Source organism: Opitutus sp. GAS368 (assembly GCF_900104925.1).
Taxonomy (GTDB): Bacteria; Verrucomicrobiota; Verrucomicrobiia; order Opitutales; family Opitutaceae; genus Lacunisphaera.
Genome location: NZ_LT629735.1, coordinates 704,723 through 730,854, shown reverse-complemented (window position 1 = coordinate 730,854; position 26,132 = coordinate 704,723). Strand labels below are relative to the sequence as shown.

General features: G+C 66.5%; 25 protein-coding genes and 1 riboswitch. Of the genes, 10 read left to right on the top strand and 15 right to left on the bottom strand.

All coding sequences use genetic code 11. The annotated features are described in order from the left end of the window. Positions 1-42: 42 nt before the first annotated feature. Positions 43-609: a pseudouridine synthase gene (locus BLU29_RS03170; RefSeq protein WP_091055125.1), complete on the top strand. Its 567-nt coding sequence runs from the start codon at positions 43-45 to the stop codon at positions 607-609. A gap of 124 nt (positions 610-733) precedes the next feature. On the opposite strand, the gene BLU29_RS03165 is transcribed toward BLU29_RS03170, so the two are convergent. Next, the gene (locus BLU29_RS03165; protein WP_091055124.1) at positions 734-1,162 is read right to left on the bottom strand and encodes a hypothetical protein; all 429 of its coding nucleotides are present in this window, start codon (positions 1,160-1,162) and stop codon (positions 734-736) included. Next, positions 1,159-2,406, bottom strand: a complete 1,248-nt coding sequence (pepT, locus tag BLU29_RS03160) for a peptidase T (protein WP_091055123.1) — start codon at positions 2,404-2,406, stop codon at positions 1,159-1,161. The genes BLU29_RS03165 and pepT overlap by 4 nt, the downstream gene beginning before the upstream one ends. A 229-nt stretch (positions 2,407-2,635) precedes the next feature. Here pepT and BLU29_RS18665 point away from each other — a divergent pair, with 229 nt between their 5' ends. After that, positions 2,636-2,761 (top strand): hypothetical protein, encoded by a 126-nt coding sequence (locus tag BLU29_RS18665; protein ID WP_255401154.1) that lies wholly within the window; start codon positions 2,636-2,638, stop codon positions 2,759-2,761. 12 nt (positions 2,762-2,773) lie between these two features. On the opposite strand, the gene BLU29_RS03155 is transcribed toward BLU29_RS18665, so the two are convergent. The 3 genes from BLU29_RS03155 to BLU29_RS03145 all read right to left on the bottom strand — a co-directional run bounded on the left by BLU29_RS03155 (position 2,774) and on the right by BLU29_RS03145 (position 6,276). Continuing rightward, complete coding sequence (locus BLU29_RS03155; protein WP_091055122.1) at positions 2,774-3,529, bottom strand: hypothetical protein; 756 nt, start codon at positions 3,527-3,529, stop codon at positions 2,774-2,776. A 174-nt stretch (positions 3,530-3,703) separates the two neighbouring features. Next, the gene (locus BLU29_RS03150) at positions 3,704-4,108 is read right to left on the bottom strand and encodes a response regulator (protein WP_091055121.1); all 405 of its coding nucleotides are present in this window, start codon (positions 4,106-4,108) and stop codon (positions 3,704-3,706) included. Between the two features lie 86 nt (positions 4,109-4,194). After that, positions 4,195-6,276 carry a M3 family metallopeptidase gene (locus BLU29_RS03145; RefSeq protein ID WP_343125155.1) on the bottom strand — a complete coding sequence of 694 codons (2,082 nt, stop codon included), beginning with the start codon at positions 6,274-6,276 and terminating at the stop codon, positions 4,195-4,197. Positions 6,277-6,629: 353 nt separating this feature from the next. On the opposite strand from BLU29_RS03145, the gene BLU29_RS03140 reads away from it, so the two are divergent. Further along, entirely contained in the window at positions 6,630-7,076 is a 447-nt protein-coding gene (locus BLU29_RS03140) for a hypothetical protein (protein WP_091055120.1), read from the top strand. A 54-nt stretch (positions 7,077-7,130) separates the two neighbouring features. Here BLU29_RS03140 and BLU29_RS03135 read toward each other — a convergent pair whose 3' ends face one another. The 8 genes from BLU29_RS03135 to BLU29_RS03100 all read right to left on the bottom strand — a co-directional run bounded on the left by BLU29_RS03135 (position 7,131) and on the right by BLU29_RS03100 (position 12,541). Beyond that, positions 7,131-7,571 carry a response regulator gene (locus tag BLU29_RS03135; RefSeq protein WP_091055119.1) on the bottom strand — a complete coding sequence of 147 codons (441 nt, stop codon included), beginning with the start codon at positions 7,569-7,571 and terminating at the stop codon, positions 7,131-7,133. A 254-nt stretch (positions 7,572-7,825) separates the two neighbouring features. Then, the gene (locus BLU29_RS03130) at positions 7,826-8,563 is read right to left on the bottom strand and encodes a DUF899 domain-containing protein (protein WP_091055118.1); all 738 of its coding nucleotides are present in this window, start codon (positions 8,561-8,563) and stop codon (positions 7,826-7,828) included. A 92-nt stretch (positions 8,564-8,655) separates the two neighbouring features. Next, a complete protein-coding gene (locus tag BLU29_RS18365) occupies positions 8,656-9,618 on the bottom strand; it encodes an SRPBCC domain-containing protein (RefSeq protein ID WP_197677755.1) in 963 nt (320 codons plus the stop codon). A gap of 93 nt (positions 9,619-9,711) precedes the next feature. Next, a complete protein-coding gene (locus BLU29_RS03120) occupies positions 9,712-10,452 on the bottom strand; it encodes an SDR family oxidoreductase (RefSeq protein ID WP_091055117.1) in 741 nt (246 codons plus the stop codon). A gap of 145 nt (positions 10,453-10,597) precedes the next feature. After that, on the bottom strand, positions 10,598-11,146 hold the full coding sequence (locus BLU29_RS03115; RefSeq protein WP_091055116.1) for an SRPBCC family protein: 549 nt from the start codon (positions 11,144-11,146) through the stop codon (positions 10,598-10,600). 24 nt (positions 11,147-11,170) lie between these two features. Continuing rightward, the gene (locus tag BLU29_RS03110) at positions 11,171-11,716 is read right to left on the bottom strand and encodes an SRPBCC family protein (RefSeq protein WP_091055115.1); all 546 of its coding nucleotides are present in this window, start codon (positions 11,714-11,716) and stop codon (positions 11,171-11,173) included. Next, the gene (locus BLU29_RS03105; RefSeq protein ID WP_091055114.1) at positions 11,713-12,045 is read right to left on the bottom strand and encodes a metalloregulator ArsR/SmtB family transcription factor; all 333 of its coding nucleotides are present in this window, start codon (positions 12,043-12,045) and stop codon (positions 11,713-11,715) included. Before BLU29_RS03105 ends, BLU29_RS03110 begins: the two co-directional genes overlap by 4 nt. A 43-nt stretch (positions 12,046-12,088) precedes the next feature. After that, positions 12,089-12,541, bottom strand: coding sequence for a response regulator (locus tag BLU29_RS03100; RefSeq protein ID WP_157693583.1), 453 nt, complete (start codon positions 12,539-12,541; stop codon positions 12,089-12,091). A gap of 150 nt (positions 12,542-12,691) precedes the next feature. Between BLU29_RS03100 and BLU29_RS03095 the strand changes: the two genes are divergently transcribed. From BLU29_RS03095 to BLU29_RS03075, 5 genes are all read left to right on the top strand, one after another. Continuing rightward, positions 12,692-13,198: an FKBP-type peptidyl-prolyl cis-trans isomerase gene (locus tag BLU29_RS03095; protein ID WP_091055112.1), complete on the top strand. Its 507-nt coding sequence runs from the start codon at positions 12,692-12,694 to the stop codon at positions 13,196-13,198. Positions 13,199-13,200: 2 nt separating this feature from the next. Then, positions 13,201-13,869, top strand: a complete 669-nt coding sequence (locus tag BLU29_RS03090) for a DTW domain-containing protein (protein ID WP_091055111.1) — start codon at positions 13,201-13,203, stop codon at positions 13,867-13,869. A 54-nt stretch (positions 13,870-13,923) separates the two neighbouring features. Further along, positions 13,924-14,931 carry an NAD-dependent epimerase/dehydratase family protein gene (locus BLU29_RS03085; RefSeq protein WP_157693582.1) on the top strand — a complete coding sequence of 336 codons (1,008 nt, stop codon included), beginning with the start codon at positions 13,924-13,926 and terminating at the stop codon, positions 14,929-14,931. 143 nt (positions 14,932-15,074) lie between these two features. Then, positions 15,075-16,301, top strand: coding sequence for an endonuclease Q family protein (locus BLU29_RS03080; protein WP_091055109.1), 1,227 nt, complete (start codon positions 15,075-15,077; stop codon positions 16,299-16,301). An 84-nt stretch (positions 16,302-16,385) separates the two neighbouring features. Then, entirely contained in the window at positions 16,386-16,859 is a 474-nt protein-coding gene (locus BLU29_RS03075) for an SRPBCC family protein (protein WP_091055108.1), read from the top strand. A 154-nt stretch (positions 16,860-17,013) separates the two neighbouring features. Here the strand turns inward: BLU29_RS03075 and BLU29_RS03070 are convergent, their stop codons facing one another. Together BLU29_RS03070 and metH are read right to left on the bottom strand one after the other, a co-directional pair. Continuing rightward, complete coding sequence (locus BLU29_RS03070) at positions 17,014-17,724, bottom strand: hypothetical protein (protein ID WP_091055107.1); 711 nt, start codon at positions 17,722-17,724, stop codon at positions 17,014-17,016. A 32-nt stretch (positions 17,725-17,756) separates the two neighbouring features. Continuing rightward, positions 17,757-21,713, bottom strand: a complete 3,957-nt coding sequence (metH, locus tag BLU29_RS03065) for a methionine synthase (protein ID WP_091055106.1) — start codon at positions 21,711-21,713, stop codon at positions 17,757-17,759. Positions 21,714-21,840: 127 nt separating this feature from the next. After that, a riboswitch (cobalamin riboswitch) is annotated at positions 21,841-22,173 on the top strand. A 155-nt stretch (positions 22,174-22,328) separates the two neighbouring features. Between metH and BLU29_RS03060 the strand changes: the two genes are divergently transcribed. Then, positions 22,329-24,185 carry a TonB-dependent receptor gene (locus BLU29_RS03060; RefSeq protein WP_157693581.1) on the top strand — a complete coding sequence of 619 codons (1,857 nt, stop codon included), beginning with the start codon at positions 22,329-22,331 and terminating at the stop codon, positions 24,183-24,185. Between the two features lie 111 nt (positions 24,186-24,296). Next, positions 24,297-26,084, top strand: coding sequence for a DUF885 family protein (locus BLU29_RS03055; protein WP_091055104.1), 1,788 nt, complete (start codon positions 24,297-24,299; stop codon positions 26,082-26,084). The last annotated feature ends 48 nt before the right edge of the window (positions 26,085-26,132 follow it).

Below are 26,132 nucleotides of genomic sequence, written 5' to 3'. Positions count from 1 at the left end.
CCGCGGCGGGCAACGGAGTGCCCGCCCCACCGTTGTTGCTTCATGCTCCTCGTCCTGCACAAACCCTACGGGGTGCTCTCGCAATTCACCCCCGAGCCGGGCTCGGCGTGGCGGACGCTGGCGGACTTTTCGCTGCCGCCGAACACCTATGCGCTCGGCCGGCTCGACGCCGATTCCGAGGGACTGCTGCTCCTGTCCGATGAACCGGGGCTGAACTCGCGCCTGCTCGACCCGGCGGCCGCGCACCCGCGCGAATATTGGGCGCAGGTCGAGCGGATCCCGACCGACGCGGCGCTCGCGCAGCTGGCGCGCGGCGTGAAGATCGGCAACTACACCACGCAGCCCTGCATGGTGCGACGGTTGGAACCCGCGCCGGCCATGCCCCCGCGCGATCCGCCGGTCCGCGCGCGCAAGTCCGTGCCCGATTGCTGGCTGGCGCTCGAGTTGACCGAGGGCAAGAACCGGCAGGTGCGGCGGATGACCGCGGCCATCGGCCACCCGACATTGCGGTTGCGGCGCATGCGCATCGGGCGCTTCGAACTCGGCGACCTGGCGCCGGGAAAATGGCGCGAGCTGACCGCGAGCGAACGCGAAGCGGTGTTTGGCTAGGCAAGGTGGAACCCGGCCTCCGGACGGGTTTGTTGCGTGCTCGTCTTGAACGAACGCAGGATGAGCATCCTGAAAACGCGTCCAGAGGCCGCGTTCCACCTTATTATCTACCGCAAAACTCCGGCTATTTCTCGAGCAGCGCGCCGACGAGGCGGTCGATGGTCACCGCCGGTTTCTCGCGCAGCGGCACGCGGGCGCTGAAGGTGATGCTGGCGTAATATTGTTCCTTCGAGGGGTCGCGGACGCTGATCTTCAGGAAGACGAGGTGCTCGCCGAAGTCCCACGCCCAGTTGTCCGCGAAGGACACGACGGCCTGTGTGTCGTCAGGCATCATGGTCAGCGGGCCCACCTCGGCGGTGCGGCCGTGGGCCTGGAGGGCCGTCGCGATCTGCCGGTCGAGGGCCCGATTGTCGTTGTGATTGCTCAACACGAAGAACCGCTGGACCTTTTTCAGGCTGCGCCCGCTGTCCAGCGTGCTGTCAAACGAGGCGCAGCCGCCGAGCAGCAGGCCGAGGCTGAGAATCAAGGGCAGGCGCGACAGGAGTGATTTCATGCGGAGCGTTCGTCCCAGACTGAGGCCAGATGCACGAGGGTTTCAACCGCTTTCGCCATGTCCTGGAGACTGACCCACTCGCGCGGGCTGTGCACCTCGTGCATGCCGCAGAAGAGGTTGGGGGTGGGCAGGCCCCGCGCGGTGAGGTTGGAGCCGTCGGTGCCGCCGCGGATGGCGGTGGATTTCGGCGCGAGACCGGCGCGGCGGATCGCCTCCCGGGCGAACTCGACCGGCCGCATGTCCTGCTCCAGCCAGTAGCGCATGTTGCGGTATTGCTCCGTGAAGGTGAGGTCGAAGCGCGCGCGCGGCTCGGCGGCGCGGAGTTCCCCGACGATCTTCCCGACCACGGCGCGCTTGGCGGCGAGGCCGTCGAGCTCGAAGTCCCGCAGGATCAGCTTCACGCGGGCGACCTCGGCGAAGGCCGTGCACTCGACCGGGTGGATGAACCCGGCCAGGCCGCTCGTCCGCTCGGGGGACAGGTCGGGCGGCAGCGCGGCGAGAAAACGGCCGGCGAGGCGCGCCGCGTTCACCATCACATCCTTCGCCCAGCCGGGATGCGCGGCCACGCCGTGGATTTCCAGCACGGCCGCGTCGGCGCTGAAGGTCTCGAAGTCGATCTCGCCCGGGCTGGACCCGTCGAGGGTGTAGCCGGCGTCCGCGCCCAGCTGCGCGAGGTTGATCCTGGCCATGCCGCGGGCGATCTCCTCGTCGGGATTGAAACAGAGGCGGAGCCGGCCGTGCGGGATCTCCGGGTGGCGCAGCAGGTGGCGCACGGCGGCCATGATGACCGCGACGCCGGACTTGTCGTCCGAGCCGAGCAGGGTGGTGCCGCTGGCGGTGATGAGATCGTGGCCGAGACAATCGCGCAGGAAGGGCGTCGCCTCGATCGTCAGCTTCTGCGCCGGGTCATCCGGCAAAATGATGGGCCGGCCGTCATAGGCCCGGTGCACGAGGGGCTTGGCCCGGCCCGGCAGGTTGGTCGCGGTGTCCACGTGGGCGCACCAGGCGACAACCGGGGTTTTCTTCGCCGAGGTCGCCGGCACCGTCGCAAGAAGGTAGCCGTGCTCCGTCAGGGTGACGCCCACGAGGCCGAGCGCCTTCAACTCGGTCTCGAGCAGCCGGAGCAGGTCCCACTGGCCGGGCGTGCTCGGGGTCGTCGCCGACTGGTCGTTGCTGCGCGTGTCGATCTGCACATAACGCAGGAAGCGGTCGAGCAGATCGGCGGAATCGGGCGGCGGATTCATCGGCACGCCCGACCAAACGCGGAAGCCCGCCGCGGCTCAAGGGGGATTTTGGCGCCGGGGGGCTGTCGTCGGTCGCGCTCCCGGATGCGGCCGGGCTCGATTCCAACCTGGTGCAGTCCTCGCACGGTGCGCAGGACCACGACAGCGGCCTGTTCATGGAACACGCTACGCGCTCACGCCGCCCCAGCCCACGCTTGACGGCGATCCGCGCTACGGGGCCAGCCGGGTCGTGCACACGACCGAGACGCACGGGTTCCAGACCTCCACGCCGCCGATTTCCGGCCGCGGCCAGGACTGGCTGCTGATCATCGAGGACGCCGCGCAAAACCGGCCGCTGCCGGACGCGGCGAAATAAGCCCGACGAGTCTCAGGGGTGGCGGCCACCCCGTCCGCCAAATCCGCCCGACGGGCCGGCGCGGAAGCACGCGCCGTCACCTTGGAAGGAGCTCCGGAAGGAATCGCCGCGGTAAGAGGCGTCGTAATAGGTGGCGGACGGTGTGTAATAGCGCGGGTCGTAGTAGTCCGGGTAGAAACCGCCGGTCGCGAAGCCGGGATAGTAACCAGGATAGTAGCCCGGGTAACTTCCGTTGACGGTGCTGAGGCCCACCCCGATGCCGAGGTGGCTCTCGGGATCATAGTAATCGAGCCACATCGAGCCGGCGCGCATGCTCCGGCCGCCGGCCCCCCAGCCATACGCGACCGTCACCGAGCCGTGGACCTGGGGCTGGTTTTTCACGAGCACGTCGCTGTCCTTCAGGCGCGGGCGCTCCTTGGGCGTCGGACGGGCCGTGATCGCGGCCGCGACCAGCGCGTTCAGCCTGGCCTGCTGTTCGGGGGTGAGCCGGTCGAGCCCGGCCGACTTGCGCCCGGCCTCGGCCTGGCGGGCAACAAAGGCGCCCTCGAGGGCGGTGAGATTCTCGCGCCGGGCATAGGCCAGGTCATCCGCCACCAGCTGGTCGAGGGCGGTGAGTTCCGCCGCACTCAGCGCAGCGAGCCCCGCGGCGTTTTTCTGCCCGGTCGAAAGGGTGGCGGAAAAACCGCCTTCCGCGGCGCGCAGCGCGCCGACCATCAGCAAACCGGCCAGCAGCAGCCAGCCCGGCCGGGCGAGGGATGACGGTATCATGCGGCTTGTGACCATGGGTGGAACAGGGAGTTCCGCGGGCCGGATCACCTGGCACGATCCTTTGGAGCGGGGGTTTTTATTGGATTCGGGTAGGGCGCGGACTCCGTCTTGTCCGTCGTAGCCTTGGCGAAGTCGGATCCGCGCCTTGGCGGTGAGCGGAGTCGCCGCCCGGCCTCAGAGGGTCGCGAACAAGGCCCGGAGCTCGGAAGGGAAGACCGGCTTCGGCAGGATGAAGTCCACTTTGTAGTGGCGATACATGGCATCGACTTCCTCGCTCAATTCGGAGCTGAAGACGATGATCCGCCCCGTGTAATTCATCGCGCGCAGCTTGGCCACCAGCTCAAGGCCGCTGACCGTGGGCATGTGGTGGTCGGTGATCACCACATCATACGCGGTCGGGTCCGGTCGCAACAGGTCAAGGGCGAGGTTGCCGTCCGGGACGGACTCGACCTTGTGCCCGTCGCGCCCAAGCACCACCTCAAGCAATTGACGCAACTCGCGCATATCGTCGGCGTAAAGCACGCGGAGCGACTTTTTGGGAGCCGCACTCGTGGTTTGCGATGTGACAGGAGTGCTCATGAGGAGTTGCACCTAGGCAATAGCAGATAAGTCATCTGTTGTCTCGTTGGTGTGCTGTGAAAAATTTACGAATTTTAACACCCGGGTCATTTGGCCGTATCGAGACCGCGGCGCACGAGCAGCGGCTTGATGTCGGGATCGCCACCGGTCATGTCGCGGAAGAGTTTCAACGCGTCCTCACTGCCGCCGCGGGAGAGCAGGAGCTTGCGAAAGCGGTCGCCGTTGGCGCGCGTCAGGCCGCCGTGGGTCTTGAACCATTCCACCGTGTCGGCATCGAGCACCTCGCTCCAGAAGTAGGAGTAGTAGCCCGCGGCGTAGCCGCCCATGCTGTGCGAGTAATAGGCGCTGCGGTAGCGCGGGGGCACGGGTGCGAAGTCGAGCCCGGCCTTGTGCAGAGCGGCGGTCTCGAAGGCCACGACATCATCGGCGGCGGGGACCTGGTCGGGCCTGAGCTGGTGCCAGGCTTGGTCGATGACGTTCGCGGCGACGAGCTCCAGGGTGTCATGCCCCTGGTTGAACTTCTTCGTGGCCTCGACCTTGTCGAGCAGCGCCTGCGGGATGGGCGCGCCGGTCTGGTAATGTTTCGCGTAGTTCTTCAGGACCTCGGGCCAGACGGCCCACATCTCGTTCACCTGCGAGGGATACTCCACGAAGTCGCGCGGCACGCTGGTGCCGGAGAAGCGCGGATACTGCACCTGGGAGAACATGCCGTGCAGCGCGTGGCCGAACTCGTGGAAGGCGGTCTTCACCTCGTCGTGCGTGAGCAGCGTGGGCTGGCCCTCGGGCGGCTTGGGGATGTTGAGGTGGTTGGCGACGACGGGCAGGTCGCCGAGCAGGCCGCTCTGCGAGACGTAGGAATTCATCCAGGCGCCGCCATTCTTGTTGGAGCGGGCGTAGTAGTCGCCGATGAAGATCGCGAGCTGCCTGCCATCCGCGTCAAACACGTCGAACACGCGCACGCTGGGCTCATAAACGGGCAGGTCGTGGCGTTCCTTGAAGGAGAGGCCGTATTCCAGGTGCGCGGCGTAGAACACGCCGTCGAGGATGACGTGGTTAAGCTCATAGTAGGGCTTGAGCTGCGTCTCGTCGAAGTCGTATTTCGCCTTGCGGACCTTCTCGGCGTAGAGCTGCCAGTCGCCGGCCGCGAGTTGGAAGCCGCCCTGCTCCGCGTCGATGATGGCCTGCATGTCGGCGGCCTCGCGGCGGGCGTTGGCCACGGCCGGGGGCCCGAGCTGGGCGAGGAGCCGGTTGACCACGGCGACGGAGCCGGCGGTCTGCTCCGCGAGGGAATAGTCGGCGAAGGTCGGGGCGCCGAGGAGGGTGGCGCGCTCGGCGCGCTTCTTCGCGATGCCGGTGACGATGGCGCGGGTGTCGAACTCGCCGCCGCGGCTGCCGCGGGCGAGGGAGGCCGCCATGACCTTCTCGCGCGTGGCGCGGTTGGTCAGGTTGGTGAGCGGCGGCTGCCCGCTGGTGTTCACCAGGCGGATGTCGAACTTGCCCGCATGGCCGTCCTTCGCGGCCAGGGCGGCGGCGGCGGCGATCTCATCGTCCGTCAGTCCGGCCAGCTCCTCCTTGGTGTCGACCGTGACCGCCGAGGCGGCGACCTCCTTGAGGGTGTTCTGGGTGAAGGCGGTCGTGAGCGAGGCCAGCTCGCCGTTGAGGAGCTTGAGCTTTTCCTTGTCGGCCGCCGGCAGCTTGGCGCCGGCGCGGACGAAGTCCCGGTGGTAGCGCCAGAGCAGCCGCGCCGACTCGGCGTCGAGGCCGAGGGTGTCGCGCGCGCCGTAGAGCGCGTCGATGCGGGCAAAGAGCACGGGGTTGAGCGTGATGGCGTCCCGGTGCGCGGCCAGCCTCGGCGCGAGCTCGCGCTGCAGCTTCTGCATCTCGGGGTTCGTGTTGGAGCCGGAGAGGGCGAAGAAGATCGTGGAGACGCGGTCCAGCAGCTGACCGGCCTTTTCCAGCGCGACGATCGTGTTCTCGAAGGTCGGCTTCGCGGGGTTGTTCGCGATGGTCCCGACCTCCTTGAGGTGCTCGGCCATGCCCAGCTCGAAGGCCGGGCCGTAGTGCTCGTTCCTGATCTTGTCGAACTGCGGGTAGTGGAACGGCAGCGGGCTCTCGGTGAGCAGCGGGTTGACGTCCGACTGGGCGTGGAGGGTGAGCGGGGCGGCCAGGCAGAGGGTCGCGAGCAGCGAGGTCAGCACGGGCGTCGGGCGGGAGGAGTTTTTGATCAGCACGGGGATGATTATTTTGATTAGCAGATACGGCCGCCCGGGGCTTGGCAAGACTGGCGCGGCGGAAATAAACCCCGCGCCCCCGGCCTGATCCCGCGGCTTGTTTCGCCGCGGTCCGGGCGGGCGCAGGACCGGAACCGGGGCGGGTGGTTCCGGATTTTCCGCCCGCGGCAAATTTTTCCCGCCACCCGGGAGCGTAGGCGGGGTCTGCTCCTGAGCCGCGGTATTCGCGGCGGGCTGTCAGGGCGAGAGCCGGATGCCTCGCCCGCCCTCATTCCCAACCCAACGATATCATGAAAAAACTCATTCCCTCCCTCCTCCTCGTCCTGCTGGGCGGCGCCGCGCTGGCGTGCACCGGCTGCAGCAAAGAGAAACGCGCCGAGGCCACCGCGGCGGTCAAGGAAGCCGCGCACGACACCCAGGAGGCCATCGTCGATGCCTGGGGCGAGGTCAAAAGCTTCACCTTTGAGAAGCGCGATGATTTCAACGCCAAGGCCAAGTCCCTTTCCGCCCGGTTCGACGTGCAAGTGAGCGAGCTGCGCGCGAATTACTCCGAAGCGCAGGCCACGGCCAGCCGCCGGGCGGCCATGGCTGAGCTGAAGAACTCCGAGGCCGACTACAAGGCCAAGTTGAATGCGCTCGGCACCGCCACCGCGGACACCTGGGCGGCGGCCAAGGACAACGTGGTCCTCGCGTGGGACCGGCTGCAGGCCTCCTACCGCAAGGCGCGCGCCAGCTGACGCCCCGTGGTTTCTATTCAGCCGGCCGGGAATCACCGGCCGGCTTTTTTGTGCTCAAGCCGGTCCCCGGAGCGCCGCCGGCAGAAGGTCCTCCAGCGCCTTGCGGAGGACCGACGGGCGGATGGGCTTGGGCAGGATGACCTGCACGCCGAGCCGATGGTATTCACGGTGCACCTCGGGATCGAGTTCGGAGCTGAAGACCATGATCTTGCCCCGGTAGGGGGTCGTCCGGAGCTGATGCACGAGCTCCAGGCCGTTCAGTTCCGGCATGTGATGGTCGGTGATGAGCAGGTCGAACCCGGCGAGGTTTTCCCGCAGGCAGCGGAGAGCCGCGGCGCCGTCGTTGACCGTTTCAATCTGATAACCTTCGCTCTGCAGGATAAGGCGCATCACCTCCCGCAGGTCGGCCATGTCCTCGGCATAGAGCACGCGGGCGGGCCGGCCATGCGGCGGCCGGGAGGAGGGAGTGGAAGTGTCGCTGGTCTTGGTGGGCACGGGGCTGGATGTAAGACGCGCCAGCCGGCGGACGGTTCTGCAAAAATCCTTTAAAGATGACCACGCCGCCCGCCCCCAGCGCCCCCAGCGCCCCGAGGAGCACCGGGAGCCCGTCCGTTCCGGGGGCCGCCCCGCAGAGCTCCGGGCCGCCGAGGCCGAGCGCGGCGCCCAGGCCGGCGTAGGCGAGCAGGCACAGCGCGCATTTCGGGGCCACGGCGAGCAACGTGGCCGGCACCAGCCAGCGGCCAAACCGCCTAAGCCCTGGCCGGAACATGCTCATAGCGGTCATGATGGCGAAGCCATCCCATGCCGTATTCGTCATTTTCCTCGTCGCGCCCCTTGGGCACGAGGTCGAGCAGATCGTAGGTGGTCATCACCACTTCCACACCGCGGCCAAACCTGGAGTAGGTGTGATACACGTCACCGGCGGCATTGCGGGCAAAGACACTGATGCCGGGCGCCTCGGTCTGCGGGAAATCCATCTTGCCGTAATTGTAGGGCACGCCGCCGCGCTCGATTTCCTCCTCGGTGAACGACACGTGGAAATCCTGGTTGAAACCGGTGCCATGCGCGGAGACCCAGTTGATGTTCCAGCCCATGCGTTCCTTGAAGGGGAGGATTTCCTTCAGCGGGGCGTGGGAGATGGCGGCAAAGGAAACGTCGCGCGCCTTCAGGTGCAGCACGGTCGGGTTGAAGTGATCCAGCATGAAGGAACAGCTCTTGCAGCCTTCCTCCCAGCCGGGTCCGAGCATGAAGTGCTGGATCATGAGCTGGCTGCAGCCCTCGAACAGGTCGGCGAGCGCAACGCGGCCGCGCGGCGAGTCGAAGGTGTAGGGCTTGGTGATCTTCACCCACGGGAGTTCGCGACGGCGCGCGGCGAGGCGATCACCCAGGCGGGTGAATTCTTTTTCTTCACGGAGGAGTTCCTTGCGAGCCGCGAGCCATTGCTCCGGCGAAACGGTCTTAGGGGAGTCGAACGAGCTGGTTTTCATGATGGGTGGGATTCAGTGCGGACGATTGGTTGAGGAGGATTGGGTGGTTCAGGCGGGGCGGTAGCCGCCATCGATGCGGATTTCGGCGCGGTCTATTCCTGGCCGTGTTTGCGCGCCAGTTGTTCATTCTGGTTGGGCTGGCCCTTGCCCTTGGCGATCAGGTCGCGCAGGCTGCCGTTGATGTAGGTGCCCCAGGCATCCGAGCAGACGCCGTAGCATTCATGTTGTGGGCTTAGGCCCACATGGGTGAAGCGCACTTCTGTTTTGTCGCCCACCCGGGCGATTGCAAAGACGATGTCGGTGTCAACCCACTCGGTTTTGTCTTTGACGAAGTTAAAGTAGTTGGCGACGACGTGCCAGGTTACTTTTTTCCCGGGGGAAAGCTCGGTGACCCTGATCGTGCAGCGGTGGATGTCCTTGTAGTGATACTTGAATTCACCGAGCTGGTCGGTCCTGCCTTCGATTTCGTCCGACCACCAGCCGCGGACGTTGTTGATGGCGTCGAAGGCTTCTTTCGGAGTTTGGTCCACCGTAAAGACCGTGGTGTATCCCTTGACGGCCGGCCACGGACTCGGTTGCGGTTTACCGGTGGTGATCAGCTTGCGCAAATTGCCTTCCACCAGGAGGCCCCACGCATTCGAGCAGGAGTCGTAACATTCATAGGGCGGGACCAACCCTACGTGCGTGAAACGCACCTCGGTTTTGTCGCCTTTTTTGGCGATTTCAAAAACAATGTCCGTCCCCTTCCACTCGTCTTTGTCCTGCACGAAGGCGAGGTCGGCGTCCGACACGTGCCACACGACTTTCTTGCCGGGGATGAATTCCGTTATCTTTTGTTTGGAATAGTGCACGCCGGGGACACGGTAGGTGAACTCGGCGCCCAGCCTGTCGGTGGCGCCCTGGATCTCGCCCGACCACCAGCCGCGGACGTTGTTGATGGCGGCGAAGACTGCTTCCGGAGTTTGATCTACCGTAAAGGCCGTGGTGTAGTTTTTTTGATTATTCATGGCGGAGTTGTCGTGGTCAGTGGGACTGGTGGTTGCGGCGGAAAGCATGAGGGTGCAGACGAGCGGGAGGAGTGTGGTCAGGACCCGCAGCGCTGGAGGAGGAATAAGGCGCATTTTGACTGTTGGTGCTGAGGGAGCGGCTCAGGCGAGGCCGATGCCGCCGTCGATACGGACCGTGGCGCCGATCATGTAGCGGGAGTCGGCGGAGAGGAGGAAGCGGGCGAGCTTGGCGATCTCGTCGGCGGTGCCGAAGCGTTTGGCCAGCGACTTCGCGGTCGTCTGTTCGACGAAGCCCTGCACGGCGTCGGCCGGCAGGCCGAGCTTGCCGAAGATGGGCGTCGTGACCGGGCCCGGGTTGATCGTGTTGAGGCGGATGCCGCGCGGGGCGAGCTCGACGGCCAGGTTCCGGCCCAGGGCCACGACGGCGGCCTTGGTCGCCGCATAGACGCTGGCGTTGGCCATCGCGATTTCCGCCGAGAGCGAGGCGTTGAGCACCACCGCGCCCGGGTTCGCGAGGACGGGCAGCAGCGACTGGAGCTGGAAATACAGGCCGCGGACATTGACCTCGAACAAGTCGTCGAAAAACCGCGGCGTCACCGCCTCGATCGGGGCGAACCGGGCGATGCCGGCGTTGAGGAACACGCCGTCGAGTTTCCCGGCATGCTGCCCGATCTGGGCTCCGAGCGCCGAGGCGTCGGCGAGCGAGGCGGAGTCGGAGGCGAGGACGATGGCGGTCGGGCCGAGCGTGGCGCGCGCGACGGCCAAGGTCTCCGGGTTGCGGCCGGTGACGATGACCCGCGCGCCCCCGGCTTGCAGGAGTTGGGCGGTGGCGAGGCCGATGCCGGTGGTGCCGCCGGTGATGAGGATGGTTTGGTCTTTCATGGGAGAATGAATTCGGTTGCGAGGAAGCTTTTAACGATGGGGTGCAGGAGAGGGAGGTGTCTGGGCAAGGCGGTAGCCTTGGGTCGATTTGACGGGGCTTGGTTGGGACAGCTCTTCGAGGCGTCCCAGCTAAAATTGCAGTGGGTTAACCCCGCTGGGCGGCGGCTTGGAGCTTTTCGTATTCGGCCTTCAGCCGCGTGTGGGTGGCCCAGAAGGGCGGGGGCGTGGTGCCGTCGAGCAGGGCGATGAGGAGCAGTAGGTGTGAATGCCAGCCGCTGGCGTAGCCGCTGAGGAACGGGAGGTCTTCGCCGCGGCTGCGGTGGGTTAGGATCAGCAGGACCTTGGCATCCTGGGGGATGAGCTCGAAGGTGACGTCGGAGTTGTCGTCGAAGGTGTAGCTGAGCACGCGGGGCGGCTCGCAGCGGAGGATCGTGCCGGGCATCTTGAAGCCTTCATTGTGCACCGCGGCGTATTTCTCAGGCGGCGTTTCGCCTGGGGCGATGATCTTGTGCTGGAAGAAGAGCTCCACCTTTCCGCCCGCGCGCAGCTCCATCGGGCCGCCGGCGAACCAGCGGCTGCGCTTCTCGGGATCGGTCAGGTAGGTCCAGATGCGTTCGATGGGACCCGGCAGCGTGCGCATGATGCGGATCTCCCCGGGGGCGGGGAACTGGGCGCGGTCGTCGTTGTTCTTCATGATTCTTCTTTTTGCGGGGTGAGTTCAGTTCACGTTCACGGGAAGCTGTTTCTCGTATTCGGTTTTCAAGCGGGCGTGAGTCGCCCAGAAGGGCGGCTGGGGCGTGCCTTCCAGCTGGGCGAGCAGAATGGCGAGATGCGCGTGCCAGCCGGAAGCGAAGCCCATGAGGGATGGCAGGTCGTCCCCGCGGCTGCGGTGCGTGAGGATCATGAGCACTTTCTCGTCCTGGGGGATGAGTTCGAAGGTGACGTCCGAATTCTCCCCGAAGGTGTAGCTGAGCACGCGGGGCGGCTCACAGCGGAGGATCGTACCCGCCATGCTCTTGCCGCCCTCGTGTTTGCAGGCGTGCTCGGCGGGTGGCGTCTCGGTGGGGGAGATGTTCTTGTGCTGAAAGAAGAGTTCCATCTTCCCGCCCGCGCGGAGCTCCATCGGGCCGCCGGCGAACCAGCGGCTGCGCTTCTCGGGGTCGGTCAGGTAGGTCCAGACGCGCTCGATGGGGCCGGGCAGCGTGCGCATGATGCGGATTTCGCCGGGGGCGGGGAACTGGGCGGGTTGGTCGTTCTCTTTCATGATCTTTTCTTTTTGCGGTTGTTGCGTTCATCGTCGGCCTTCAGCTCGCGCTCGAGGTCGTCGAGCCGCTGGCTCCAGAAATTCCGGGTGCGCTCGAGCCAGGCCCCGAGGTCGTCCAGGCCGGCGGGATTGAGCGTTTGGATGCGCGACTGGCCCTCGGCGCGCGTGGTGACGAGCCCGGCCTCGCGCAGCACGTTCAGGTGCTGGGAAATCGCCGGGGCGCTCAAGTCGAATTCCGCCACCAGCTCGCCGGCGGTGCGGTCGCGCTGCGCGAGCAGTTCAACGATGCGGCGGCGGGTCGGGTCGGCGATGGCCAGGAGGCTTTGCATGCCACCTGTATTTAAGAGAAAACTTAATTAAGCAAGAACTAAATTAATAAATCTGCGCCTCCGAGGCCACCGGCTCCGGGTAATGCGAGGCGAACAGCTGGCGCAGCATCAACCGCAAGGTGAGGGGAAAAACGGGCTTGGGCAGGATCAGGTCCACGTTGAGCCGGCGGTATTCCTCGTGCACCAGCGGGCCGAGTTCGGAGCTGAAGACGATGATCCTGCCCGGATAGTCCAGCCCGCGGGCCCGGCGCACGAGTTCCAGGCCGTTCAGCCGGGGCATGTGGTGATCGGTGATGAGCAGGTCGTAGCCGGTGGGGGCGGCGGTCAGCCGGGTCAGGGCCTCCGCCCCGTTCTCGACCGTTTCCACCCCGTGCTGCTCGCGCTTGAGCATCAAGGTCATCAGTTCGCGCAGTTGGCGCACATCATCGGCATAGAGTACGCGCAGCGGCCGGAGAGCGGGCGGAAGTGTGACGGCGGCGGGCAGAGGCGGGTTCACAGGTGGTGTTCCGACGCGGCGGCAGGGGTTTTGTTCTGCGAAAAACATTTGAAAGCACCACGCGGGCGCCGGGTGCAGCCCGGGCCGCGCGGCGGCCGCCCGTTGATTTTTCCGGCTGGTTTTGGCGCGGAACTGTTGCAGGCTGGGCGGATGAATCCCGTCCTGCGCACCTGCGGGCTGCTGGCCGTCCTGTTGCTCGCGGGTTGCGGTCCCAAGGAACCGCCGGCCCCGGCCGGGCCGGAGAAGAGCGAGGCCGAGCTGCGCCGCGAACAATATTTCGGCCAGAAGATCGCAGCGGACAAAGGCATCGCGTGGCGCCCGAGCAACCTCGGCATCAGGATCATCGCGCCCGGCGAGGGCCCCCTCGTGCAGCTGCAGGACCGGGTGCGCGTGCACTACACCGGCCGGCTGGTGGATGGCACGGTGTTCGATGACTCCCGGGCGCGCGGCCAGCCGTCCGACTTTGCCGTCGGCGGGCTCATTCCCGGCTGGTCCGCGGCCATGCTCACGCTCCGGCCCGGCGCCAAGGCGGTGTTCTACATTCCCCCGCACCTCGGTTACGGCGGCCTGCGCGCGGGCAAGGTCCCGCCGTTTTCCGCGCTGATCTTCGACCTCGAGCTGATCGCCGTGAACCCGGAACCGGCGGTCAAGCCCTGACCATGGCCCGGAGCGTCGTCCTTGAAACCACCCCGCGCTGCGAGCGTTGCCGGTGCCCGCCGCGCTGGTGCATCTGCGCGGGCCACCAACCGGTGGCGACCCCGCTGCAGGTGGACGTGCTCATCCACAAGCGGGAATACTGGCGGCCGACGAGCACGGGACGGTTGATCAACCGCATCGTGACGGGTTCGCGCGGCCATGTTTTCTGGCAGGAGAAGCCACCGGGGCGGGCCTCGGTCGTGCAGCCCGGCCGCGAACTCTGGATCCTGCATCCGCGCGGCGAGGAGCTGCCGGCCGGTGCCGTGCCGGCGAACCTCCAGGTATTGCTGCTCGACGGCAGCTGGAGCGAGGCCGGTTCGATGCTGGAGGTGGTGGGGCAATGGGGCCGGCGCATCAGCCTGCCGATGACCGGCCCGAGCCGTTATTGGCTGCGCAACGCGCCGGGGGCGGGAAAATACGCGACGGTGGAGGCGCTGCTGTTCCTGTATGCCGCGCTCGGGCTCACCGCGGCCGAGGCCGCACTCCGCCTGCAGTTCGAGCTGCACGTCTACGCCGGTCTCCGCACCCGCGGGGCCAAGGCGCGGGCCGACGAGTTTCTCGCGACTTCGCCCCTGCGCACCGCGATGCCGGAGCTGCTGGCGCGGCTGGGTGAGCGGCGGCCGCATTGCTGACTGCCCGGGAATTGTTGGTTGGACAGCGGCGGGCCGGGCCAATTTAACCGGGCCATGCGCGTGCTCATCATCGGTGGGACCGGCCTTATCTCGACCGGGATCGTCCAGGCCCTCCGCGAGCGCGGCGCCGACCTCACGGTCTTCAACCGCGGCCGGACCGACGACCGGCTGGGTCCCGGGGTGCGGCGCCTGGTGGGCGACCGGCAGGATTTCCCGGCCTTCGAACAGGCCGTGGTCGCAGCCGGACCGTGGGACGTTGTGATCGACATGATCTGCTTCCGGCCCGACGAGGCCGCCAGCGTGCTGCGGGCCGGCGCCGGCCGCTGCGGTCATTTCATTTTCTGCAGCACGGTGTGCACCTACGGCAACACGCAGACTGTCGTGCCCACCACCGAAGACACCCCGCAGGTGCCGCACTCGGAATACGGGCGCCACAAGTTCGCGTGCGAGCAGCTTTTCCTGCGGGCCCATGCCGAGGGGAAGATGCCGGTCACGATCATCCGACCCTCGCACACCTACGGCCCGGGTGGCGGCATCATCAACAACCTGCACACCGAGCCCTCGTTCCTTGCCCGCCTGCGCGCAGGCCGGCCGGTCATCGTCAGCGGCGACGGCCACGGACTCTGGCAGAGCGCCTATGCCGACGACGTCGGCCGGGGCTTCGCCCATGCCGCGGCCAATCCACGCTGCTTCGGCCAGGCCTATAACGCCGTGGCCGACGAGGTGGTCACGTGGGACCAATACGTTCGGCGCACCGCCGCGACCATCGGCGCGCCAGAGCCCCGGCTTGTGCACCTGCCGACCGATTTCCTGCTGGCGGTCGATGCCAAGCGCTACGTGCTGCTCGACGAGATTTTTCGGTTTCACGGCGTTTATTCGAACACGAAGCTGAAGCGCGACGTGCCGGAGTTCCGCCTCACCACGTCCTACGAGGAGGGCGTCCGCCGCACCGTGGCGTGGATCGACCGGCACAAGCCGGTGCCGCCTTTGCCGGCCGACACCCCGGACGACCGGCTCATCGCGGCGTGGGACAAGTTTGTCGTGACGGCGCCACGGGGTTGAGGAGTTTTTGATCTCAGCCGGGCGCGATCGCCCGCGAGGCCGACAAGGGCGCCATCGCCTGCCGCCGGATCCGGATCAAGCACGTGCCCTGAGCAGCCGCACGGCCGGCATTGAGTTTTGCCGGGGATGCTTATGGTGAAGGCATGCGTTTTGCCGCCGATCTCCACCTGCACTCCCGCCATGCCGGCGGGGTGTCGCCGGCGATGACGCTGGAGAACATCGCGCTCTGGGCGCAGCGCAAGGGGGTGGATTTGCTCGGCACCGGCGACTGCCTGCAACCGCAATGGCTGGCGGAGATCGAGGCGCACACGATGGAGGCCGGGTCCGGCCTGCTCGCCCTGAAACCGGAGATGGAGAAGGCGGTGCACGCACGCCTGCCGGAGGCCCTGCGCCGGTCGCTGCGGTTTGTGCTCAGCACGGAGGTGAATTGCGCCCCGCCCGGGACGGAGGAGATGCAGGGCATCCACCAGCTGGTCTATTTTCCGTCGCCTGCCGTGGCGCGGGAGTTCGCGGCGCGCGTCGCCAAGAAAGGCGATTTGCAGGAAGGCCGGCCCACCCTGGCGCTGTCCTGCCGGGACCTCGTGCGCGGGGCCCGGGATTTCGACCGGGTCCATGTCGCCGCGCCGCACGTGATGAACCCGTGGTTCTCGGTGCTGGGCGTGGTGGGCGGCGGGACTTCCGCCGCGGAAGTCTACGGCGACGAGCTGCCGAATCTCTGGGCCGTGGAAACCGGGCTGACCTCCAATCCGGCCATGTGCCGCCGCGTGCCGGGGCTGGACCGGCACGGGCTCTACTCGTGTTCCGACGCCCATTCGCTGGAAAACATCGGCCGCGAGTGCACCCTGCTGGACATCGAACCCGGCTACGACGCGCTCATGGCCGCGCTGCGCGCTGGCTCGACGGAACACATCCAAGGCACCCTGAAATATCCCATCGAACTCACCCGATATTTCCTGAACTGGTGCAGCGATTGCCAGGAGCCGTTCGGCGCGTGGCCAAACTGCCCGGAGTGCGGCAGGAAACTGACCATGGGCTCGCGGGATCGTTTGGAAAAACTGTCCGCGGTGAGACCGGCGCCGGCATTTCCCGACCGGGCGCCGCCTTTTGAGGCATTGCGCCCCCTGCGCCATATCGTTGCCACGGTTGAAAACAGGAGCCCGGAAGGTGCGGCGGCGTGTCGCGGGGCCGGCGAGATCGTCGACCGGCTCGGTCCGGAGCGGTATGTGCTCGCGGAAGCCGGGGCGGCCGAGCTGCTGAGCGCCACCACTCCGGAGATCGCCCGCGACGTTCTCAACCAGCGCACGGGAACGGTGTCCCGCCGCGCCGGCCCCGGCCCGGTCCAGTTCGGGCAGGCCGGCCTCGGGATCTGACTGGCTGGAAAAAATCGGCCTGTCCTGTCCGGATGCCCTTTACCTGTTCGTTGTATTGATTGAAACCATCAATCCCATCCCATCATGTCCTCCTCATTCCCTGCCGACCGTGAACTCGTCATCCAGCGCGTGCTGCACGCCCCGCGCGAAAAGCTCTGGCGCTGCTGGACCACGCCGGAACTCATCGTGCAATGGTTCACGCCGCCGCCGTTCAAGACCGTCAAGGCCGTGATGGACGTCCGCGCCGGTGGCTCCAGCAACGTCACGATGCGGTCGCCCGAGGGGCTGGAATTTCCCAACCCGGGCATCTACCTGGAGGTCGTGCCGAACGAGAAACTTGTCTTCACCGACGCGTTCACCAGTGCCTGGGAACCGTCGGCCAAGCCCTTCATGACGGGCATCCTCACGTTCGAGGACGCCGGTCCCGGAAAGACCAAATACACGGCGCGCGTCCGCCACTGGACCGTCGCCGACCGCGAAGCCCACGAGAAGATGGGCTTCGAAAAAGGTTGGGGCATCGCCACGAGCCAGCTCGAAGCCCTGGCGCAGAAGCTCTGAGCGTGATCAGGCCTGCGAATTGAGGTGGAACCTGACCTCCGGGCAGGTTTCTGCGCAAACGCTCATCAGCCCGCCCGGAGGTCGGGCTCCACCACACATTGAGCGCAGCCGGCCCGATCGTTAGTAGTCTAATAGACTACCAGCGAATGGCGACTCAGCTGATCAACAGCAACCGGGGCGGATCGCCTGGCAGGGTGGCCGGGGCGCGGTGAATGCAAGGCGGGACCGGACTGCCCGGCCAGGCCACGGCAATACGCCAGAGATGGCCGAGGCCGAAGGACCAGGGCCGGGCGTTTGGAGCGGGCGCGTAATGGAGGTCGTAGCAACTATCGCGCAGGAATTCCCGGAAGCCATCATCGTCCGCTCCACCGTATTCTGCGAGCAGGGCGGCACGGGTGGCAGGGACGTCAATGCGGCGTTGCGTCTCCTCGTTGCGCAAGCCCTCGGAAGCCGGCCCGTGGTAGGTGCAAAGCCAGGTGGAAGTCTCGACCGGCGCACGGTCGGCGTGGAAGGAATAGACATCGACGGGCACGACGGCGGCGTCCTCATCGCGCGGATAGATGTGGATGCAATTGAGCTCGGGCGCCAGGCCCTGGTCACGGAGGAGTCGCAGGTCGGCGAGCAGGATGTCCCGGGCGACGCGGCCGGCTGCGCTCAAGACGAGGGCGTTGAGGCGCCCCTCATCGAGGGACATGATCCCCTCGCCGGCGCCCAGCCCGGCCACGATCTCGCCGAAGTCACCCGCCAGCGGGCGCGGCCAGCAGAGGGCGTTGACGCCGCCGGCGAACGGGGTGGCGACCAGCTCCGCGAAATTCCGCACCACCTTGACGTGCGGGTTGTCGGGAAGTGCGGCGAGAGGAGACATGGGCAGCTTCGTAGGCCACAGCGGCGAAATGCTCAGGGCGTGGGTTCGTAATCGAGGTAGGGAGCAAGCCAGCGCTCCGAGACTTCCAGCCACTGATCTTTGCGGAGGGTGTAGTCCTCGACTTGGTCCTTCGCCAACTTGCCGACGGCAAAGTATTTTGAATCGGGGTGGTTGAAGTAGTGGCCGCTGACGCTGCTGGCGGGGAACATGGCGTTGCTTTCCGTCAGCGTGATGCCGGTGGCCTCGGGTGCGTTGAGCAGGTCGAACAGCGGTGGCTTCTCCGTGTGGTCGGGGCAGGCGGGATAGCCGGGGGCGGGGCGGATGCCGCGGTATTTTTCCCGGATGATGTCCTTCATCTCCAGATTCTCGGTCTTGCCGTAGCCGGAATAGTCGCGGGCCTTCTTGTGCATCAGCTCGGCGAGGGCCTCGGCGAGGCGGTCGCCGAGCGCCTGGGCGAGGATGGCGTTGAAGTCGTCGTGCTTCGCGCGGAACGACGCGGCGAATTCCTCGACGCCATGGCCGGCCGTGACGGCGAAGCCGCCCAGATAGTCGATGCGGCCAGAATCCTTCGGGGCAATGAAGTCGGCCAGGCAGTGGTTGAACTGACCGGCGGCCTTCTCGTTTTGCTGGCGGAGGAAGTGGAAGGTCTTGAGTACCTTTGAACGCGCCTCGTCGGCATAGACCTCGACGCTGTCGCCGACGGCATTGGCCGGCCAGAAGCCGATGACAGCCTTGGCGGTGTAGCGTTTTTCCGCGATGATGCGCTTCAGCATCGCCTGCGCCTCGGCATAGAGCTTGGTGGCCTCCTCGCCGACGACCGGATCCTTCAGGATGTCGGGGAAGCGACCGTGCAACTCCCACGTGGAGAAGAACGGGCCCCAGTCGATGAAATCTGCGATTTCAGCGAGGGTGAGCGGCTGAATCGGCCCAGCTGGAGCTGGGCCCTCCACGGAAGCGGCCGGTGCGGAGACCGGCCCTCCAGAAGAGAAGACCTTTGTGCCGAGGAATTCCGGCTTCGGGATATCCACTGTCGCCCAATCCGTCGGCTGGGCGCGCTTGCGGGCTTCGGGGAGGGAGAGGAGCTTGCGGGCGCCCTTGCGGTCGGCGAACTCGGTGCGCTGGCGCTCCTGCGTGGCCTTCACCTCGGCGACATAAGCGGGCTTGTGGTCGGAGCTGAGCAGCTTGGAGACGACGCCGATGACGCGCGAGGCGTCGAGCACGTGGACGACAGGCTCGGAGTAATGCGGGGCGATCTTCACCGCGTTGTGCGCGGCCGACGTGGTGGCGCCGCCGATGAGCAGCGGGATCTTCAGGCCCTGGCGCTCCATTTCCTTGGCGTTGTGCACCATCTCGTCGAGCGACGGCGTGATGAGGCCGGAGAGGCCGATGATGTCGGCGCCCTTCTCCTTGGCGGCGGCGAGGATCTTTTCGCACGACACCATGACGCCGAGGTCGATGACCTCGTAATTGTTGCAGGCGAGGACGACGCCGACGATGTTCTTGCCGATGTCGTGCACGTCGCCCTTGACCGTGGCCATGACGATGCGGCCCTGGGCCTTGGCAATGCCGCCGGCGGCGACGAGCGCGGCCTTCTCGGCCTCCATGAAGGGTTGGAGATAGGCGACGGCCTTCTTCATGACGCGGGCGGACTTCACGACCTGCGGGAGGAACATCTTGCCGGCGCCGAAGAGATCGCCGACGACGCGCATACCGTCCATCAGCGGGCCCTCGATGATGTTGAGCGGTTTGCCGTATTTCTTCCGGGCTTCCTCCGTGTCCTGGTCGATCCAGGCGTCAATGCCCTTCACGAGAGCGTGCGACAGGCGGGCCTCGACGGTGCCCGTGCGCCAGGCCTCGAGCACGGCGATGTCGGCGGCGGCCCGCAGGGACGCGGGCCCTCCAGCCTGGGCCTTGAGCTTCTCACCGTGTTCGACGAGGCGTTCTGTCGCGTCGGGGCGTCGGTTGAGGAGGACGTCCTCGACGAGGACGAGCAGCTCCTTGTCCACCTCTTCGTAGACCTCGAGCATCGACGGGTTGACGATGCCCATGTCCATGCCGGCCTTGATGGCGTGGTAGAGGAAGGCCGCGTGCATGGCCTCGCGCACGGGATTGTTGCCGCGGAAGCTGAAGGAGACGTTGGAGACGCCGCCGCTGACCTTGGCGTGGGGCAGGTGGGTCTTGATCCAGCGCGTGGCCTCGATGAAATCGACGGCGTAGTTGTTGTGCTCCTCGATGCCGGTGCCGACGGTGAGGATGTTCGGGTCGAAGATGATGTCCTCGGGCGGGAAACCCACGGTGTCGACGAGCAGGCGGTAGGCGCGCTCGCAGATGCGGATCTTCTCGGCGTAGGAGGCGGCCTGACCATTCTCGTCGAAGGCCATGACGACCACGGCGGCGCCGTAGCGGAGGATGATGCGCGCCTGCTCAAGGAACTTGGCCTCGCCCTCCTTGAGGGAGATGGAGTTTACGATGCCCTTGCCTTGAAGACATTTCAGGCCCGCCTCGATGACCTCCCACTTGGAGGAGTCGACCATGACCGGGACCTTGGCGATCTCGGGTTCGCTGCCGATGAGCTGCAGGAAGCGCGTCATGGCCGCGACGCCGTCGATCAGGCCGTCGTCCATGCAGACGTCGATGACGTTGGCGCCGTTGTCGACCTGCTGGCGGGCGACGGAGACGGCCTCCTCATAGTTGCCGGCCTTGACGAGCTTGGCGAACTTCGGCGAGCCGGCGACGTTGGTGCGCTCGCCAACCATCATGAACGACCCGATCTGTTGGGTGAATGGCAGTGAACCCGACAGCTGGAGGGGGCGCGGCGGCTCAGCTGGAGCTGAGCCCTCCACGGCAGAAGCGGCCCGCAGGGACGCGGGCCCTCCAACAACCTCGGGCTTTACGATCGTGACCTTGCGGGCCGGCTGGGGCTTGAGGGACTCGGCAATGGCGGCGATGTGCTCGGGGGTGTTGCCGCAGCAGCCACCCGCGATATTGAGCAGGCCGCTGCCGGCGAACTCGCCCATGAAGCGGGCCATGTCGGCGGGCTTCAGGTCGAAGCCGGTTTCCGTGAGCGGATTCGGCAGGCCCGCATTTGGGTAGCAGGAGATGAAGGTGTCGGACTTCTGGCCCAGCTCCTCGAGGAACGGGCGCATGAGGTCGGGGCCGATCGAGCAATTGAGGCCGACGGCGAGGGGCCGGTGCGTGCGCACGGCATTCCAGAAGGCGCCGACGGTCTGCGCCGAGATCATCGTCTCGCCGCCGCGGCCGACGGCGGCCGAGATCATGAGCGGCAGCTTGATTTTGTCCTCGGCGAAGATCTCTTCGATGGCGACAAGGGCGGCCTTGGCGTTGAGCGAGTCGAAGATGGTCTCGACGAGCAGCAGGTCCACGCCACCGGCGATGAGGGCGCGCACCTGGCGGCGATAGTCGGTCTTCACCTGGTCGAAGGTGACGACGCGGAAGCCGGCGTCGTCGGCGTCGGGGGAATTGGAGAGCGAGACGGTCAGCGGCCCGAGGGCGCCCGCAACGTAGCGGCGCCTGCCCGTGGCGTTGGCGATGCGGTCGGCCCACTCGCGGCATTGGCGCGCGGACTGGAAGTTGATGTCGTGCGCGAGGGTCTCGAGGAATTTGTTCCCGATGACGCTTTGGTAGAACGCCGGGTCCTTGCGGCCGCCCTTCTCGCGCGGGTCCTCGATGAAGAACTCGCTCTGGCCGATGGCGGTCGCGGAAAAGGTATTGGTCTCGATGATGTCGGCCCCGGCCTCGAGGAAGCGCCGGTGGATGTCGCCAATCTCATTCGGGCGGGTGAGGGAGTAGATGTCGCCGTTGTTCTTGAGATCCTTGGGCGCATCCTTGAAGCGATCGCCACGCGCATCCTGCTCGGTGAGGTTGTAGCTGCGGATGGTCGTGCCCATCGCGCCATCAAGGATGGCCACGCGCTCGGCCAGCAGTCGGCGGAGCGCGGTTTCAGCGGCGGTGGGGGGAAGGGCGGACATGACACTCGTAAGTATCGTTACATCAAGATTCGATGATATGAAAAAGCAAGACCGGGTTGAGGCGGGCCGCGCCTATGACGTAAAGACTGACAGGGATTGGGCTTGCGTAAGTGGCCGGGCGGGTGGATTGGTGCCGTTGCCTGCCGTTCTTTATGTCAATTCCAGGGAAACAGGGAAGGCCGTGCAAACCGGCCACAGTTGCGCTGCGGTAACGCATCACAGACCCATACCGGCGGACAGGAGCCGGGCAAAGCCAATCGGGCAACCGGTGAAGGCGAGGGGCGAGGACGCGCCGATGGCGCGCAAAGGCCAAATCCCAAAACGCCAAATCCCAAAAAGGTCCACGGCTTCCAGTCGCTGCCGACCGTTTGGAGTTTGGAATTTTGGACGTTTGGAGTTTTTTGCGCACATCGCGCTGACATGCGGAGTCCGAACATCTGCCCCCGGAAACTCACCACGCGGCCGCCTCGTGCGGGCGGACGCGTTCAACCTTCAACGCACATTGAAGGGTGGGAGTGGATGCTGTGTAAGTGGGAGCGGGTTTGGCCCGCGACTGTCGGGGCCTAAAGCCCCTCCCACCCAAATGCTCTGCTCTTGCCGCAGCATCAGCAGATCATGAATACCACCATCACGGCGTCGCTCCGACGTCTGTTCCTCCTCGCCGGCCTCGCGCCGGCCCTGACCGCGTTCGGGCAAAGCCCCGAACCGGAAAAACTGCCGGACTATGTCCTCACGGCCACGCGGACACCCGTGGCGCTGACGACGACCGGCACCTACGTCGACCAGATCAGCGGCGCCGACTTGGCGCGCATGCAACTCACCGGATTGCGCTCGGCCCTCGGGGCCATCCCGGGCGCGCCGGCCTTTGCGTCGGGCGCGCCGGGCGGCGTGACGTCGCTCTTCCTGCGCGGCGCCAACTCGAACCAGACGCTGTTCCTCGTGGACGGCATTCGCTTCAACGACCCCAATACCGACTACCAGGTGTCGCTCGGCGGCATGTGCGTCAGCGGCTGCGACAACCTCGAGGTCTCCCACGGGCCGCAGAGCACGCTCTATGGCGGCGAGGCGGTCGGGGGCGTCGTGGCCTTGCGCGGCCTGCGCGGCGCGGGCCCGGGCAGCGCGGTCGTGTCGGCGGAAGCCGGTTCGTTCGGCACCGTGCAGGGCGCGCTCAATGCCCAGGCGGGCGACGCCGTGCGCGCCTACACTTTCTCGCTCTCCGGCGGGCACACCGACAACGAACGGGTGAACAACCGGTTCGACAGCGCCACCTATGCGCTGCGGCTCGACCGCCAGGTGAACAAGGATGTCGCCGTCGGCGTGACGTGGCGCGGGTTTGTCGGCCGCTACGGCTCGCCCGGCGCGGATGTCGGGTTTGGCGCCAACGATCCCAACAACAAGGAAAGCGAGAGCAACCAGCTGGCGACGGTGTTCGCCGACCTGACGCACGCCCCGGGCCTGACCAGCCACGTCGTGCTCGGCGGGCAGGACCGGCGGTATGTTTCCGACACCCTCACGAGCGAGACCGTGGTCACGAACCGCCGCGCGGTCCTCGACTGGCAGAGCACCTACGTGCCCGACGAGCGGCACCGCATTACCGCCGGCCTGACGGCCGAGGCGAACCACACCGTGAACACCGGCTTCGGCGACATCGACAAGCGGCAGAGCCTGCTGGCGTTCTTCGCGCAGGACGAGTGGACGCCGGCCGAGCACGTCTACCTGACCGCCGGGCTGCGCAGCGACGACCATGACACGTTCGGCCGGGCCACGACGGGCCGTGCGACCGCCGCGTGGCTGTCGAAGGACTCGCGCTGGAAGCTCCGCGCCACCTACGGCACGGCGTTCCGCTCGCCGGCTTTCCTCGATCTCTACGGGAAAAGCTCGTTCTACGTCGGCAACCCAAACCTCCGGCCCGAAAAAGCGCGCGGCTGGGACGCCGGCGCGGACTACTTCCTCCCCGACAACCGCGGGATGCTGAGCGCAACCTGGTTCGACACGCGTTACCGCGACCTGATCGTATTCGATTTCGGCGTGTTCCCCGGCACCACCGCCAACGTGGAGCAGGCCCGCACGCGGGGTCTCGAGCTGGCGGGCAAGTTCACGCTGCCCGGTGCCGTCCAGGTGCGGCTGGCCTACACCTACCTCGAGGCGGAGAATCTCACGGAGGGCATCCGCCTGCTGCGCCGGCCGCGCAACAGCGGGTCGCTCGATCTGTGGCGCGACTTCGGCCGCGGCTTCAGCGCCGGCACGGGCGTGGCGTTTGCGGCCGACCGGATGGACGTGAATGCGGCGACGTTCGCCACCATCCGGGCCGGGGACTACACCGTCGTGCGGCTCTACGGCGCGTGGCAGGTGAATGCCCGGCTCGTGGTGAAGGCGCGGATCGAGAACCTGCTCGATGAGAAATATGAGGAAGTGAACGGCTACCCGCAGCTCGGGTTCGGCGCCTTTGCGGGAATCGAGTGGAAATTCTGAGGTAGGGGCGGTTGCCCTCAACGGCCCGGGCGCTTGAGGGCAAGCGCCCCCACCAACCTGCGACTCCGCGCTTGCGGCTTTTTCGGGGACGGGGAAACTGGCACATCCCCTATGAAATTCCCGAACGGTCGGATCGTTGCCTCCCTTCTTTTCTGTCACGTGCTGCTGGGCGCGGAGGATTTCCGCCACGGCCAGCCCACGCAGGCGCAGCGCGACGCCGCGCTTTATGTGCCGGATCTCGCCGCGCTGGCCCAGCCGCAATCCAGCGAACTGCGCGAACTCGTCGAGCGCTTCCAGACGGATCGCGACGGCCTCCTCCGGATCTACTCGGTGCCCGGTTCGGCCCTGCAGTTGAAACGGATGCGGGAGTTTTACCGCGCCTGGCAGGCCAGGCTGGAGCAGGTGCCCTACGAGCCGCTGGGCGCCGAGGGGCGCATCGACTGGCACCTCATGCGGCTCAATCTCCGCTACCAACTCGGCCTGCTCGACCGCGAGGAGCAGCGCGGTGCGGAGATGAAGCCCTTCATGGGTTTCGCCGACGCGATCGCGGGCCTGCAGGAGAAGCGGCGGGATTTCGCCCAGGTGGCGCCGCAGGATTCCGCCGCGGTGCTGGCGCAGATCCGCACCGACATCGACGCGGCGAAAAAGGCGCTCGAGGGCGACGGGGCCAAGCCCGGCAAGATCGCGGCCCTGCGCGCGGCGAACCGGATGGACGAACTGGGCAAGACGCTGAAGAATTGGTTTGAATTCTACGACGGCTACGACCCGGAGTTCGGCTGGTGGACGCGAGAGCCCTACAAGAAGGCCGCGGCGGCGCTCGAGGGCTACGCGAAATTTCTGCGCGAGAAGATCGTCGGCGTGAAGGCCGGCGAGGACGAACCGATCATTGGCGACCCGATCGGGGCCGAGGGGCTCAAGCTCGACCTCGAGCGCGAGATGATGCCCTACAACCCGGACGAGCTGATCGCCGTGGCGCAAAAGGAACTCGTCTGGTGCCAGGCCGAATGGAAGAAGGTCGCGCGGGAGATGGGCCTGGGCGACGACTGGAAGGCCGCGCTCGAGAAGACCAAGCAGGACTACCTGCCGCCGGGCCAGCAGCCGGAGTTCATCGCCGGCCTCGCCTACGAGGCCGTGGATTTCCTCACGAAGCGCGACCTGGTCACCATTCCCCCGCACGCGATCGACGACTGGACGATGACCATGATGTCGCCCGAGCGGCAGAAGACCTCGCCGTTCTTCCTCGGCGGCGACCGCATCATCGTGTCATTCCCCACCGACACGATGGACTACGCCGACAAGCTCGACAGCCTGCGGGCGAACAACCGGCACTTCTGCCGCGCGACGGTGTTTCACGAGCTCATCCCCGGCCATCACCTGCAGGGCTGGTATGCGAACCGCTACAACCAGCACCGCGAGCTCTACTACACGCCGTTCTACGTCGAGGGCTGGGCGCTGTGGTGGGAATTCCACCTCTGGGACCTCGGTTACCACCAGACGCCGATGGACAAGGCGGGCGTGCTGTTCTGGCGGACGCACCGCTGCGCCCGGATCATCTTCTCGCTCAACTTTCACCTCGGCAAATGGACGCCGCAGCAATGCATCGACTTCCTCGTGGATACGGTCGGCCACGACCGGCACACGGCGACCGGCGAGGTGCGTCGCTCGTTCAACGGCGACTACTCGCCGCTCTACCAGGTCGGCTACATGATGGGCGCGATCCAGCTGCGCTCGCTCTACGCCGACCTCGTGACGACCGGCCAGATGAAGGAGAAGGATTTCCACGACGGCGTGCTCAAGGGCGGCATCATGCCGATCGAGATGGTGCGGGCGCACCTCACCGGCACGAAGCTCCCGCGCGACTACCGCAGTTCGTGGAAATTCGCCGGCGAGAAGCCGTGATCGGAAATGTAGGGTCGCCGCTCGTCGGCGGACCGGTAGGGGCGCTTG